Annotated in this window: 15 protein-coding genes; 2 read left to right on the forward strand and 13 right to left on the reverse strand. The window is 45.5% G+C overall.

Features of this window, described 5'->3' with window-relative positions; genetic code table 11:
• Window positions 1-5: 5 nt before the first annotated feature.
• The 13 genes from nifE to KDN34_RS14310 form a co-directional block, all read right to left on the reverse strand.
• Window positions 6-1421, reverse strand: coding sequence for a nitrogenase iron-molybdenum cofactor biosynthesis protein NifE (nifE, locus tag KDN34_RS14250; RefSeq protein WP_212594377.1), 1416 nt, complete (start codon window positions 1419-1421; stop codon window positions 6-8).
• Between the two features lie 211 nt (window positions 1422-1632).
• On the reverse strand, window positions 1633-1902 hold the full coding sequence (locus KDN34_RS14255; protein WP_212594378.1) for a DUF6129 family protein: 270 nt from the start codon (window positions 1900-1902) through the stop codon (window positions 1633-1635).
• Window position 1903: 1 nt separating this feature from the next.
• Window positions 1904-2599: a NifB/NifX family molybdenum-iron cluster-binding protein gene (locus tag KDN34_RS14260; protein WP_212594379.1), complete on the reverse strand. Its 696-nt coding sequence runs from the start codon at window positions 2597-2599 to the stop codon at window positions 1904-1906.
• Window positions 2600-2613: 14 nt separating this feature from the next.
• The gene (gene nifT, locus KDN34_RS14265) at window positions 2614-2835 is read right to left on the reverse strand and encodes a putative nitrogen fixation protein NifT (protein WP_212594380.1); all 222 of its coding nucleotides are present in this window, start codon (window positions 2833-2835) and stop codon (window positions 2614-2616) included.
• A 63-nt stretch (window positions 2836-2898) separates the two neighbouring features.
• Window positions 2899-4470, reverse strand: a complete 1572-nt coding sequence (gene nifK, locus KDN34_RS14270) for a nitrogenase molybdenum-iron protein subunit beta (RefSeq protein WP_212594381.1) — start codon at window positions 4468-4470, stop codon at window positions 2899-2901.
• 74 nt (window positions 4471-4544) lie between these two features.
• A complete protein-coding gene (nifD, locus tag KDN34_RS14275; RefSeq protein WP_228730353.1) occupies window positions 4545-6005 on the reverse strand; it encodes a nitrogenase molybdenum-iron protein alpha chain in 1461 nt (486 codons plus the stop codon).
• 54 nt (window positions 6006-6059) lie between these two features.
• Complete coding sequence (gene nifH / locus KDN34_RS14280) at window positions 6060-6941, reverse strand: nitrogenase iron protein (RefSeq protein ID WP_212594383.1); 882 nt, start codon at window positions 6939-6941, stop codon at window positions 6060-6062.
• An 838-nt stretch (window positions 6942-7779) separates the two neighbouring features.
• Window positions 7780-8436, reverse strand: coding sequence for a hypothetical protein (locus tag KDN34_RS14285; protein ID WP_212594384.1), 657 nt, complete (start codon window positions 8434-8436; stop codon window positions 7780-7782).
• Window positions 8437-8442: 6 nt separating this feature from the next.
• Window positions 8443-8865 carry an STAS-like domain-containing protein gene (locus KDN34_RS14290; RefSeq protein WP_212594385.1) on the reverse strand — a complete coding sequence of 141 codons (423 nt, stop codon included), beginning with the start codon at window positions 8863-8865 and terminating at the stop codon, window positions 8443-8445.
• Window positions 8858-9559 carry an ATP-binding protein gene (locus tag KDN34_RS14295; protein ID WP_212594386.1) on the reverse strand — a complete coding sequence of 234 codons (702 nt, stop codon included), beginning with the start codon at window positions 9557-9559 and terminating at the stop codon, window positions 8858-8860. Before KDN34_RS14295 ends, KDN34_RS14290 begins: the two co-directional genes overlap by 8 nt.
• A gap of 94 nt (window positions 9560-9653) precedes the next feature.
• Complete coding sequence (locus tag KDN34_RS14300) at window positions 9654-10775, reverse strand: ISAs1 family transposase (protein ID WP_212593832.1); 1122 nt, start codon at window positions 10773-10775, stop codon at window positions 9654-9656.
• Window positions 10776-10860: 85 nt separating this feature from the next.
• Window positions 10861-11307, reverse strand: coding sequence for a hypothetical protein (locus tag KDN34_RS14305; RefSeq protein ID WP_212594387.1), 447 nt, complete (start codon window positions 11305-11307; stop codon window positions 10861-10863).
• A 599-nt stretch (window positions 11308-11906) separates the two neighbouring features.
• The gene (locus KDN34_RS14310) at window positions 11907-12215 is read right to left on the reverse strand and encodes a hypothetical protein (protein WP_212594388.1); all 309 of its coding nucleotides are present in this window, start codon (window positions 12213-12215) and stop codon (window positions 11907-11909) included.
• A 499-nt stretch (window positions 12216-12714) separates the two neighbouring features.
• Here KDN34_RS14310 and KDN34_RS14315 point away from each other — a divergent pair, with 499 nt between their 5' ends.
• Window positions 12715-12927 carry a hypothetical protein gene (locus KDN34_RS14315; protein ID WP_212594389.1) on the forward strand — a complete coding sequence of 71 codons (213 nt, stop codon included), beginning with the start codon at window positions 12715-12717 and terminating at the stop codon, window positions 12925-12927.
• Between the two features lie 19 nt (window positions 12928-12946).
• Window positions 12947-13630 carry a hypothetical protein gene (locus tag KDN34_RS14320; protein WP_212594390.1) on the forward strand — a complete coding sequence of 228 codons (684 nt, stop codon included), beginning with the start codon at window positions 12947-12949 and terminating at the stop codon, window positions 13628-13630.
• Window positions 13631-13642 lie beyond the last annotated feature (12 nt).

Raw genomic sequence — 13642 nt, forward strand, 5'->3', positions numbered from 1 at the left:
TCCGCTTATTGACCGTAAAGTGCTGCAACAGGCTCAGCACCGGCATTTTGTTCCCAGGGCGCATGACTGCGCACGGCCCCCCAGATTGGGCTATTGAGCGTCCGCACCAACTCTGCCGCCAGAGTGATCATCCCCTCGTAGCCTGCATAGGCGTGGTGCCGTTCCTGATTGATGTCGAGAAACGGCAAGCGGCCTTTCAGCGCGGTATACATGTTGCGGCCACCGGCAATCATCAAGTCAGCATTATGCTGACGGCAGGTGTTGAGCAATAAGCGGGCACCACCTTCGTCCAACATCAGCGCGTTTTCGCCCATGATCTCAGTGATGCGCTGCTTATCGGCCTGGGTGGATTTTTTAGTGCCGGTAGCCACCACTTCAATGCCGAGTTCATTGAGTGCGGAAATCACAGACCAGGACTTAACGCCGCCGGTGTAGAGCAGCGCCTTTTTGCCTTCGAGTTGCTCACGATATGGCCGTAGCGCGGCGCGCACCCGGTCTTCTTCGCGGGCAATCACTTGTTCAACATGGGCATTGAGTTTGTCATCATGCAGTAATGCGGCAAAGTGACGCAGCGCAGCCGAGGTGTCGGATATGCCGTAGAAGCTACCTTCAAACCACGGGACGCCCCATTGTTCTTGCAGCAGCCGCGCAACGTTGATCTGCGCCCGCGAACACACCACCATCGCGGCATCGGCGCGGTGCATGGTCTGAATTTGGTGAAACTGGGTATCGCCCGCCATACAGCACAGTACCCGCAACCCCAATTCTTCAAACAATGGCGACACATGCCAGAATTCACCAGCAATGTTGTATTCACCAATCAAGACAATGTCGTGCACCTGGCGACTGGGGTCGTGTTTCATCAAGGGTTTGGCTGGCGGCTCGGCGGTGCCGACCACATGCTTGATCATCACACTGCCCGCGATACGGTTACCGAAGTTTTTGTTGCCATAGAACCCGGCAGCATCTACCGGCACCACCGGAATACCCCAGCGTTGCTGCGCCAGTTTGCAGATAGCGGCAATATCATTGCCCTCCATCGCTGGCACACAGGTCATATACACAAACACTGCCGGTGGCTGATGTTGTTCAATCAGCTGCTTGATGGCGTGTAACAGACGTTTTTCGGCGCGCCCCATAATCACGTCTTGTTCATTGAGGTCAGTGGTAAACCCTAAGCGAAACAGGTTGGAGCCGATGGCGCGGGTACCACGGTTGTTCCAGCTGTTACCAGCGCAGGCGATAGGACCATGAACGATGTGACCGACATCGGCAATCGGCAACAGACTGATTTGCGCGCCGTCGAAACAGCAGCCACCAGCTGTAGCACCGGGCTTGGGACGGGAACAGCCACTCTTTTTGCCACTGTTGTGTTCACAGGCTGGCTCATCCTGTAGCAGCCGGATCTCGGATAGTTTCATGGCGCCTCCCTCAGTGATTACTGCCATTGTCTGAGCCGATTGTCGGACAGACCGGTGTCTGGGAGTGGTAGTGCAAATACAGAGCCAATAGCTAACTCATTGTTTTGTTTTAATTGTCAGCTTGTCGTCAAACCAACAAAAAAAGCCTTTGTCACGTTTGCGACAAAGGCTAAAACTTGCAGCCAATGCAAGATACTACGTTAAAAACACTTCACGACTCATGAAGCGCCACAAGGATGCCAGAACTCTGTTCCGGCCACGGGGTGAGACTGGCACAACCTGTCGCTGACAGGCGTACCAGATGCAGATCGAAACCATCGAAAGTCAGATAGGGCTCGCGTTCTCCGGTGTCATCTTCACTGCATAAGGTGAAGCGCCACTGGGGGTAAGCAGCCCGCAACCGGGCCAGCAGCGCCTCGTCAATCGTGGACTCACGCGCAATCCGTGAGCCAATAGTTTCTATTTCGCGATCAAGTGTCATCTCAATCCTCCTCGAACTGCAGCGCATTCTGACTGGAGGTGATCCCCAGCAGTTTGCAGATCCAAGGGGGTGGGTTGTGACTAATCACCTGACTCAGTTCTGTTAATGCCTCTGCCGCTGGCACCGGTACCGTGTTCTTGACAGGATGGATATTGGCACGAGTGACTTTTGCCGCCGCCGGCCCACCGATGGACAAGGTAAACAGCAGCTGACAGCCCTTCAGCTTATTCAGCATATATTCGGCGCGGGCCTCGCCCTGCAGGCCGCCATCAATATTGTGCACATCCAGCAGCTGATGAGCATAGGCATTCACTTCATACACCAGCACCCGCATACAGGAACCATAATGACCATTGATCATTTCGCCCTGATTGGAGGTAATCGCCACCGTGAGCTTGGGGCCGACTAACGGCGGTAACAGGCACAGTTGCGGCGCATCCAGTTCCTCCACCTCATTATTGGTGAGGATTGCCAGTGCCGACGACACATCGCGGCGGGTCGGCGTCTCGCTGAGCGAAGACACCATCACCCGAAACGATTTAGGTGAAATACCCGCCAGTTTTTCTGCGGACAGGGGTTCGCCCAGATGCTGCAGCAGCAGATCCAGCAGCGAGCCTAAGCCCACTTCCGGCAAGCTCCGTACCGCCAGGGCAATGCGCAAGGCGGCTTCATCTGAAATCAAAGGTTGTTGCATCATCACCCGCCCCTCCTTTACGCGGCCTGTAGCCGTTTTGCGCGCACGGTAATCGGTAACCTTTCCGGAGCTGGTATCGGATCGATATAGTAAATAGCTCCACCCGCCAAATGCACTTCCCCCCCCCACTGCTCGGCAGTGTCAAATTCAAAGTGAGTGATCGCTTCTTCCAAATCCTTTTTCGGCAGGTACAGACACAGCGCGCCCTGCTCGTTGTACTGAATCATCACGTTCGCCATGGTTTTTCCCTCAAGCAGTCGCCAAAAATATTGCCGGTGACATCGCTGTCACCGGCGTTTTGCTTAACGCACCAGGTCAAAGGCAAAATCAGTTTTGCCCAGTTCCATGGTGTCGCGGTCCAGCTTGGCCAGCACTTCGTTCACCAGCGTAGTGAGGATGTACATGGCCCCTTCGTAGCCCAGTGTGGACTGACGATGCAGGTGGTGACGGTCAAAGATCGGGAAGCCGATACGTACCAACGGTACTTCAAACTCAGCGCCCTTGGCTTTGGTATCACGCTCGATGAACTTACCGTAAGAGTTGCCGATCATCAGATCTGGCTTCTCGGTAAACATCAGCGAACGGAAGTGCCACAGATCCTTACCGGTAAACACCTGAGCGTCTTTGCCGTAAGGGGTTTCAGCCAGCATCGCTTCCAGCTGCTTACGCCAGCGCTTGCTGCCGTTATGACACAGTACGTGTTTCACTTCGCAGCCCAGCTCGGTGAGGAACTTACACATACCGGTCAGGTAGTCTGGGTCACCAAACAGCGAGATAGTCACGCCGTGCAGCCATGTGTGAGAGTCAGTCATCATGTCCACCAGACGGCCACGTTCCTTAGTGATAGACGCAGGAATTGGCTTACCGGTCAGCTCAGACACTTTCATCACAAAGTTGTCAGTCCATTCCAGACCCATTGGGATCTGCAAGTCTGGTACCTCCTGCTTCCAGGTATCAGTGACAAACTTTTTGGTTTTTGACAGCTGATCGGGTTGCAGCAACAGCGTGCTGATGGCGTTGGGAGCATCTTTCAGGTCAGCAATTGGGGTACCACCGGCATACATGCGATATTCGCCATCGGCTGGAGTATCCAGTACTTCTGAGGGGTCACACAGGAAGGAGTAGTCCACATCCATCTCTTTCAGCATGCGATGGATGACGCGATAGTTGCCAAGGTAGGTTTCAAAGCCCGGCACAATGTTGATTTTGCCGTTGCTGCCTACAGTCTTGTCAGCCATCTCATTGAGAGTGAAATAGCGTAGAAAACCTTCAAACATCCCATCCCACCCGGTGACATGGCTGCCCACAAAGCTTGGTGTATGGGCAAACGGCGTTGGCACGCTTTCAGGCAGATGACCTTCTTTCTTGGCGTTACCAATGAACGCATTGAGGTCATCACCGATAACTTCGGCCATACAGGTGGTGGATACCGCGATCACTTCAGGCTTATAGAGCGCATAAGCGTTTTCGAGACCAGCGAACATGTTTTTCTGGCCACCGAATACCGCAGCGTCTTCAGTCATAGAGTCGGAGACACAGGCGACCGGCTCTTTAAAGTGACGGTTGAAATAGGTTCTGAAGTAAGCCACACACCCCTGGGACCCATGCACATATGGCAGGGTATTTTCAAAACCCAGGGCACACAGTACCGCACCCAATGGCTGACAAGCCTTGGCGGGATCAATGGTGATGTGCTTACGGTTAAAGTTAAGCTCTTGGTATTCCTTGGTTGTCGTCCAGTCAAACACCTCTTTGACTTTGTCGGCATCCACGCTTTCTTCAAAAGCGCCACGCTTGCCAGCGAGCAGCTCCTGATATTCCGGTTGCCGGAATAGGGCATAACCGGTTTTGATATCTTCAACTTTTTGCGTCATGACTCTTCTCCTGCCGTGCCACTAATCCGTGAACCCCGGCTCGGTTATCCGGGCTGAACATTGCTCAGCCTGTCTTATGCTGACTTTTTCAAAGTGTCAGCTTCCGCCTTAACCCAAGGGGCTTTCATTTTGTGCCAGCACGGGTTGTTGATCGTCAGGTCCATATCGCGGGCGAAAATGGCAAAGCCATCGACACCGTGGTAAGGGCCGGAGTAATCCCAGCTGTGCATTTGGCGGAATGGGAAGCCCATTTTCTGGAATACATACTTTTCTTTGACGCCGGAACCGACTAAATCCGGTTTCAGTTTTTTGACGAAGGCTTCCAGTTCATAGGCACTGGCATCGTCAAACAGCAAAGTTGCTTCCTTTACTTCAGGCACGGTTTTGACATAGTCGTCGTTGTGAGCGAATTCATAGCCAGCACCCACAATTTCCATCCCCAGATCTTCATAGGCACCGATGATGTGACGTGGGCGCAAACCACCGACGTACAACATGACTGTTTTGCCTTCCAGACGTGGACGGTACTTGGCAATCACCTGATCCCATTGAGCTTTGTAGCGCTTGATGACTTCTTCCGTCTGTGCCTTGATCTTGTCGTCAAAGAACGAGGCAATTTTGCGCATAGACTCTTCGATTTTGGTGGGGCCAAACAGGTTGTATTCCACCCATGGTATGCCGTTCTTCTCTTCCATGTAGCGCACGATATAGTTCATAGAACGATAGCAATGCACCAGGTTGAGTTTGACGTGTGGGGTGTTTTCCATTTCAGCCAGCGTGCCGTCACCGGACCACTGTGCGACCACGCGCAGACCCATATCTTCCAGAATGATGCGGGAAGACCAGGCGTCACCACCGATGTTGTAGTCACCAATAATGGCGACGTCATAAGGCGTGGATTCAAACGCTTTATCAGCGGATTTTTCCAACACGTGATCACGGATGGTATCGTTAGCGATATGGTGACCCAGCGATTGAGACACACCGCGGAAACCTTCACAGCGTACCGGCACAATGGTTTTGCCGATTTCAGCGCCTTTGGTTTTGGCCACCGCTTCAATATCGTCACCGATAAGCCCTACCGGACATTCGGACTGGACCGAGATCCCTTTAGACAGCGGAAACAGTTGTTCCAGCTCATCAATGGCCGCCGCAAGTTTCTTGTCGCCCCCGAACACAATGTCGCGTTCCTGGAAATCGGTGGTGAAGTTAAGGGTGCCGAAACTGTCTACCCCGGTAGTACCAGAATAGTAGTTACGACGACCGGCGCGGGAATACTGGCCGCAACCGATAGGACCATGGGAGATATGGATCATATCTTTGACTGGACCCCAAACGACCCCTTTGGAACCGGCGTAAGAACAACCACGAATGGTCATTACCCCGGGCAGGGATTTACGGTTAGAGGTCACACACTTACTACCGGCCTGCTCTGGGTCGTTAACTGCCAAATGCTTGGCACGATCCTTTTTCGCTGCCGCCGGATAAACCTCCAGTACCTCGTCAATCAAGGCCTGGGTTTCTGCTTTGCTCATCGACATCGCTGGTTCCTCATTAACTGATGCAGGAGAGGATGAAAACCACTGACCTTAGGCCGCGTTTTCTTCCGCCGCAGTTTTACCGATGATGGTTTCATCTTCCTCTTCGAGGATACCGAACTCCATCAGCAGGTCTTCCAGTTCATCCATGGTGACCGGCTTAGGTACCACGAACATTTTGTTATCGATGATCTTGCGCGCCAGGGTGCGATATTCATCCGCCTGCTTGCAGTTAGGATCGTATTCGATAACGGTCATACGGCGGATTTCAGCACGCTGTACGATGTTGTCACGAGGAACGAAATGGATCATCTGGGTACCGATCTTGGCCGCCAGCGCCATGATCAATTCATCTTCACGGTCAGTATTACGGGAGTTACAGATCAGCCCGGCCAGACGTACGCCACCGGTGGCTGCATATTTACAGATGCCTTTAGAGATGTTGTTAGCGGCATACATCGCCATCATCTCGCCAGAACAGACGATGTAGATTTCCTGCGCTTTGTTTTCACGGATGGGCATGGCGAAACCACCACACACCACGTCACCCAGCACATCGTAGAATACGAAGTCGAGGTCTTCTTCATAAGCGCCTTCTTCTTCGAGGAAGTTAATCGCAGTGATCACCCCACGACCGGCACAACCTACACCTGGCTCTGGACCACCGGATTCCACACAACGCACATCGCCGTAACCGATTTTCAGTACGTCTTCCAGTTCGATGTCTTCCACAGAACCGGCTTCTGCTGCGGTTTCCATGATGGTGTTCTGCGCTTTGGAGTGCAGGATCAGACGAGTAGAGTCAGCTTTAGGGTCACAACCGATGATCATGACTTTCTTACCGAGTTCGGCCAGAGCCGCTACCAGGTTCTGGGTAGTGGTGGATTTACCGATCCCCCCTTTCCCATAAATCGCACATTGACGAATTGCCATAATGGTTCCTCCTGTGTTGGACAAAAACAATTCAGGACTCGTAGTGCGAAAATTAAGCCAATTAACAAAAATTAAACATAATGTTGAATTTAAAGGATTTTATTTATTGTTAGTTAACCAACAATGGGATGGGCAGATAACAAAACTCCGAGAATTGTCGTGTTTGAAACAAGTTTGTTAGTCTGCTGGGTCAGTTGAGTTTGCTTGTGCGGCGGACTTGTCACATTGGTGGGTGGATGACTCAGGTCATCCTGCGCGGAGTTTATCACTGCGTGATTGGATTGATATCGTTACGCAATGGCAAACTGCGTTTGCGAAAGTCGTGGAACTGCTCGTTCCACACCAGAGCCAAAGGGCGATGCTCGTCCCTCGCCCTTTGGAAACCCGACGACGCCCCACGGCGCTGACCACTCCTCGGCTTTATGCTGAAAATGGCTACACTCAGGATTCACGGCTTTCTATCCTTGAAAGCCATCCCAGCTCGGCTATCCCGGCCTCGCGCTCACAAACTTGAGACGTTGTCTCGTTCGCCCATGCTCAACCTTCGCGCTTCGACATCTGCCGGGCAGGAGGCCCAAATGCCGTGAAGGACATGGATATCCGAAAGCGGCCATGCCTCAGCTACGCCATTTTTAGCAACATCCTCGGCAGCGCCGAAGGAGAAATAGTGTTGCCTGCTAACACCTAGATATTAGGTTTCAAGGTAGGTGCTTGGGGAAAGATTAATTGCTAAGTGGCATCAATATTCGTTTATAACGGTAGTGAGTTTTAGTCTTCCATTCCGAGGCAAAGGCGATTGAAGTGGCTAAAAATATTGATGCAACTACATAAACGATATTTATATTGACTCTGAGTACTTTATTAGAGTTTGTTTCAAATCCTCACATTTTTTTATTGTTTTATGAGCTAAAGGTACATTTATTTTTCTATTCACAGATTCAAAATCTTCACCAGTTGCCAAATCATAAATTTCACCAACTAGATTATTTATTATTTCCTTATCGCCACCATTTTCATCTGATATTCTATCCAACATGCTATTAGAGCTATTTTTAATAATATCAAACTTCGTCTTTATAATTATTTCCAATTCTGTCTTTCTGTCTCTACTTGAGTTTTTTCTTATTGTATAATTACTTGACCAATACTCAATCACTGCATTTTCAAAAACTTCTAAATTTTTTAAAGTTAACACTGCAAAATGAGACAATCTATTATATTTTCTTATTTTTTTCCAAAAATAATAATTAAGAAAATATGCAATCAATGCAGCACTTACTGAACTAATTAGACCTGATGTAATAGATAGTGGATATGAGCCTGACGGTATTGTATTTGAACTAGCTTGCTCTAATTTTTGAACTCTATAGTTCAATAATTCCAAGCTATTTTTGTAACCATCCATAACTTTTACATTCCCTAAATCACAGGAATTACATTTAAAAATGACAGCATGTATATTATGATTAAATTTATTAATACTATCATTTTTCATCGTTTTCTAATCCTTTAGAATATCAGCTACAAATTTTTTATCTATAATTGATTTAAATACACCTTGTTTAATAGCAAGATCTTTTGTTGATACATATTTTTCTGAATTATAAAGAGCTTGTTTAATATACTGCTCTATCTTATTTTGGTAAAACTTATAATCATCCGTCTTACAAGTTGTAACTATTTTGCTTAAAACCTCATCACTAGTAAAATATCCATGTTTTATTAGTCCACCGAAGGCCTCAACTAAGAATGATGAACCATAACCATCAACATTTTTTTCAATATCTATTTCAATTTTATCTTTTTTTTCTAACAATGGTTTAAGCACCTCTTCGCGGAACTCTTCTCCACTACCATCACCATCGGTATAATACCTACCAGAAGGATCACTTGAAAAATTCATTCCAATCAATATCTTATCCATTGCTCGGCTCTTTATTATCTAACGTTACACTCCATATGATAAGTGTACCACACAATGGAAGATCAAAGCTCGCGGTCTTTACATGCTCCTTATTGTTATCTAATGTAAATTTATACAGGCCCTTGTAACTTAAAATGGAAATATATCCTTGTCCTCTTTGTTTTATAAACTCTATAAGATCTTGTAACCCTTTTCCTCGATCATTTTTTTCTGTACTTGTTCTATCAATACTCATTGCTGCTTCTAATAGTACTTTATCAGACATTTTTTCGATAACATTAACACCTGTTTTAGTTAAAAAATTAAGCACTCTTTCATATATCTTTGACGCGGGAAGTGATTTTGGAATTCCCACTCCTTGATCATAAAAAGCAATTTTCATTTCTCTAGAACTATTATTAAACGACCCAGTTAAGTACCATGATTTATCTATAAATACATTTCCTTCTGGATAAGCATGATGAGTTACATTTGTAACAGCCTCTGAAAGTCCACTATGTAAAAATGTCCATTTCAAAATATCATCACCCACTAATGAAAATATTTCTCTTTTTAGTTCAATTTTTTTCGATTTTGCATCATCAGGATCAGAGCAAAGCCCCCTCATATATCTAACAAAATTGAGATCTGTTGTGTATTTTTCTATTTTATTTAAATCTAAAGGTTTGTTATCAAACAAATCAAAAAAGCCCAACTGACATAACTGCTTTAAAATTTGATCATTCCATGTTTCTGTAAATGGTATTAGTCTCCTATTGATTATTGAATCAGGGTAAGAGCATGAATGCTTAAATATCACCCAACGTCTTTAAACCTGCTGTTAGTACCTGCTCCAGATAATCAGTGCTACCGTGTGCACGCTTCTGTTTGCGTGGAATACTGATTTTTCGAGTTGTTTCCGCTTGGAGCATATTCAACGCTATCTTCCTTGCTCCGGACAATACCTCCGCCGCATTGCCTCTATATATTTGGCATTGGTCTTCCTTCATCGACGCGTCCAGCACCCAATGCAGGCTATTTTCAACCGCCCAGTGGCTGCGTACCGCATTGGCAAAACGGGCCTTGCTCAGTTTGGCTGAACTGATGTAATAACGGTACTCAAGGGATTCATTACCGCTTTTCGTTCGACGATAGCTCAGCGCAACACCGATACTTTTAAGCCCTTTCCATTCTGGGAAGGCGTCGGCTAAGCTGCCTGCGTCCATAACACAATAGGCTCTGGCTTCGTTACGTCCGTGCTGCTTCTCTAAGCAAAGCACTTCTTCGTTAATCTCGCTGGAAAGAACTTTACGAACGGCATCGTGCAGCGCTTTTTGATTACCTTTTACGGCAAGCAAATAATCACCACCGCGCTCAATAATTTGTTCAGCGATATCTGTCTGACATCCCATAGCATCTATCGATATCAGACAACCTTTAATATCCAACAGCGCCAGTAATGCGGGAATGGCGGTAATTTCATTGGACTTACTTTCGGTTTTAACTTGCCCAAGCACGACATTATTTTCTGTTGCGAAGGCATTTACCATGTGGATGGCTGACAGTCTATTCTGGCGATTATATGAACCACATAGCCGTTTACCATCTATCGCAATAAGCTGACCTTCAGATAACTCCACAACAGACTTCATCCAGTCGATAAAGCAATGCTGAAACTGATCGCTATCTATTCTCGATACGACTCGAGCAATAGTGTCATGAACAGGTAACCCATTCTTAAACAGGCCTTTTTCGATAAACCAGTTAAAGTGCAGATCGCCAAAATCTTCGATATCTTCCCAGCCTTGTGCTCCAGCTATTGAGGCACAAACCACGAGGAATAAAATATCAGTGAATAGGTGCTCGACTTTGGCTGACTGACGAGGGTCTTCTAAGGTACTAAAGAACTGTTGAAATGCACCGGAGTTCATAGGGCTCTCCACAAAAGAGAGTATAAGATCACAGCCAGTATGAACCGTCCAGCCCTTTGGGAGAATGTCAGTCTAATAGCTCAAATTATGTTCGTGATCTTGCCCTGATTATTGAATTCCATTTTGAAATTTCAGCTGTTAGAACTAAAGCAGCTGATGTAGATATTTTCTTTAAGTTCTCAAATCTTATGTGCCTCAACTTATATGCTGATTTAGGGATCTTTCTATTCTTAAAATCTTCAAATAACTTAGTACACTCACGAATTGCATTTAAAGTTACAACTGTATTATGGTAATTTCTATTTAAATCCATACTTTCTGGTAGAAATATCTCAATATCATTCTTCTTATTTCGTTTATTAAGTACTAATCCTTTTTTAATATATGCATCAATCATATTATTATGATTTTTATAGCTCTTTATTTCTTTTTTAACTACTTTGAATTTTAATGTCTTTTTTATAGTATTTTTTCGATTACGTAATTCCCTAATTACATCTCGTTCTCGTTCTTTTATGGTTATTTTTCTCATAAAAAATCCCTTTTTCTTTTACATTAATTATTAAGCTTTCAATTTTCAATATTTTTTATCGATAATTGTAAAAAAGTAAGATAGGGTTCAGCCACCAATTTAATTCCAGCTAACACATTGAATTTTCAGGTAACACCAATTCCCCTTTGGTGCTGCCGCAAGCGTTGCTGAAAATGGCGTAGCCGAGACATGGCCGCTTTCGGACATCCATGTCCTTCACGGCATTTGGGCCTCCTGCCCAGCAGATGTCGAGGCGCGAAGGTTGAGCATGGGCGAACGAGACAACGTCTCAAGTTTGTGAGCGCGAGGCCGGGATAGCCGAGCTGGGATGGCTTTCAAGGATAGAAAGCCGTGAATCCTGAGCATAGCCAGATTTTCAGCATAAGCTGGCGGAGTTGTCAGCGCCGTGGGGCGTCCTCGGGGTTCCAAGGGGCGGGGGACGAGCATCGCCCCTTGGCTCAGGTATGGAGTGAGCAACTCCACGACTTTTCGCAAACGCAGTTTGCACATAGGCGCAGCCTATTTAGTCGTAGTGTGAGCACGAAAGCTCACGACTTTGGCAACCGCAGGTTGCATAGGCTGCGCAAGCCTATCCATTATCAGTCATCTGGCCCTAAAAGGGTAAACATCAAATTTTTCCGCATATCCTTAAGCACTACCCCTTTTTTCAGCATCGCTGTGCTTAACCGCTTTTGCCACTTCAATAGATCTGGCGCTGCCGCCGCTAACACTGGTTCATTCTCAAACTGAAAATACAACAGCAACGAACCGGGAAATAACTGGTACTCAACGGTAAACCAACATTGCACCATGCCGGGGATTTCCGCACGCGCTTGTGCTTCAAGGGCATCCGCAACGGTCTGCACAATCGTTTGTTGTTTTTGTTGTACGTTAGAGAGCTTTTTCATGGTTAAAGCCTAGTTGTTGAAGCCCAAGTCAGGGGCAAAAGTTCCACGCCACGCCGTATAAGTTGGGCATTTTACATGTTTTTAAAAGTGACCACAGCCATCGAGCAGTCTTGGCATGTACAGTTAACAATGAGGACAGCGAATCTCGGATAACACACTGAATTTTCAGGCAGTACCAATTCCCTCGCCGCTGCGTAGGCGCATCGAGTAATCGATTCATTCGCCGTTCACACACCTCCATGTTCTCCACGGCATTAGTACATCCTGTACGTCGATACCTCAAAGCTATGCTAAGAAATGAACTTCAAATCAGTGCGATTTGTGAAGATGGCAAACCAGGAAAAGCCCCCTAGATTATCTATAAAATATCAATTAAATCATAATATTAAATGAATTTAGAAATTATATGTAACATCATATAGATTGCAAAAGACATTCAAAAATACAACATTAATTCAACATAAAAGGAATTAGGAAGCATAAATACAAAGGAGCTACTATGGGTTCAAAAATAGTTACATTGTCATTTCTTTTTGTTGCTGCTTTCGCTGGGTATTCATATGCAGAAAGCACGGTTACCACCATAAAAGGTACATTTCGTTGTGAGACCGCCTGCGTTGTAACTGCAGACGGCTCAGTGACAGATGCTGCTGGCGGAACAGTTTGGAAAAAAGTTGCACCACAAGCACCTAAAGAAACTAAAACGAAGTAACTGATTTTGAGGAGTAGCTATGAAGAAATTTTTTATTTCTGTATTAGTCATTTTAATTTTCTCTTTCACGTATTATTTTTATACAAAAAACAATACAGAAGGAGTAACATCAGTAACATATAGTCAAGAATCATCTACAGCCAATGAACAGCCTTCAGATAATACGCCTTTTATAAAAAACGCTTCATTAAGCAATGAAGTAGATAATACTGATAAAAAAAATATCTATAATAAAAACAACTTAAGTAGTGAGCATCAAAACCAAAGTAAGCTAGTAAAGATAGATTCATTAGATGAAATTGTGTCAAGTAATGATAACCAAGAAAATTTTAACTCCACCATAATAGAAGATTTAAGTATCAATCAGTTAAGTATATTAGTAAGCAATTTAGGACAAAATTTAACTAGTAATAGCGCAGCAGAAAAGCAAGACTCTATTCAAGACGATCTCAATATTTTATCTAATACAAATAAAAGCTTACTAATAAACGATTTTCAATGCTCTGATAGTGTATGTGGATTGATAATTAATTCCTCTAATAATAACATTAAAGAAATAGAAGATTATTTAGATCAAATTACCAAAACAAATAGTTTTAAAAAATACTCAAAAGGTGGAACATTAATGATAAAGAAAAATAATGATGAGTATTACGGGATAATAGTCACATCATTATCAAACAACAGTATTTCAATTAAATAGCTATTTCAACAT

Source organism: Shewanella yunxiaonensis (assembly GCF_018223345.1).
GTDB lineage: Bacteria > Pseudomonadota > Gammaproteobacteria > Enterobacterales > Shewanellaceae > Shewanella > Shewanella yunxiaonensis.

What these genes read in the sequence shown, in the direction of transcription:
- KDN34_RS14285 (WP_212594384.1), bottom strand. Translation starts at nt 8,436, where the DNA reads ATGAAAAATGATAGTATTAATAAATTTAATCATAATATACATGCTGTC.
- nifD (WP_228730353.1), bottom strand. Translation starts at nt 6,005, where the DNA reads ATGAGCAAAGCAGAAACCCAGGCCTTGATTGACGAGGTACTGGAGGTT.
- nifT (WP_212594380.1), bottom strand. Translation starts at nt 2,835, where the DNA reads ATGGCGAACGTGATGATTCAGTACAACGAGCAGGGCGCGCTGTGTCTG.
- nifH (WP_212594383.1), bottom strand. Translation starts at nt 6,941, where the DNA reads ATGGCAATTCGTCAATGTGCGATTTATGGGAAAGGGGGGATCGGTAAA.
- KDN34_RS14320 (WP_212594390.1), top strand. Translation starts at nt 12,947, where the DNA reads ATGAAGAAATTTTTTATTTCTGTATTAGTCATTTTAATTTTCTCTTTC.
- KDN34_RS14315 (WP_212594389.1), top strand. Translation starts at nt 12,715, where the DNA reads ATGGGTTCAAAAATAGTTACATTGTCATTTCTTTTTGTTGCTGCTTTC.
- KDN34_RS14300 (WP_212593832.1), bottom strand. Translation starts at nt 10,775, where the DNA reads ATGAACTCCGGTGCATTTCAACAGTTCTTTAGTACCTTAGAAGACCCT.
- KDN34_RS14260 (WP_212594379.1), bottom strand. Translation starts at nt 2,599, where the DNA reads ATGATGCAACAACCTTTGATTTCAGATGAAGCCGCCTTGCGCATTGCC.
- KDN34_RS14310 (WP_212594388.1), bottom strand. Translation starts at nt 12,215, where the DNA reads ATGAAAAAGCTCTCTAACGTACAACAAAAACAACAAACGATTGTGCAG.
- KDN34_RS14290 (WP_212594385.1), bottom strand. Translation starts at nt 8,865, where the DNA reads ATGGATAAGATATTGATTGGAATGAATTTTTCAAGTGATCCTTCTGGT.
- nifE (WP_212594377.1), bottom strand. Translation starts at nt 1,421, where the DNA reads ATGAAACTATCCGAGATCCGGCTGCTACAGGATGAGCCAGCCTGTGAA.
- KDN34_RS14305 (WP_212594387.1), bottom strand. Translation starts at nt 11,307, where the DNA reads ATGAGAAAAATAACCATAAAAGAACGAGAACGAGATGTAATTAGGGAA.
- nifK (WP_212594381.1), bottom strand. Translation starts at nt 4,470, where the DNA reads ATGACGCAAAAAGTTGAAGATATCAAAACCGGTTATGCCCTATTCCGG.
- KDN34_RS14255 (WP_212594378.1), bottom strand. Translation starts at nt 1,902, where the DNA reads ATGACACTTGATCGCGAAATAGAAACTATTGGCTCACGGATTGCGCGT.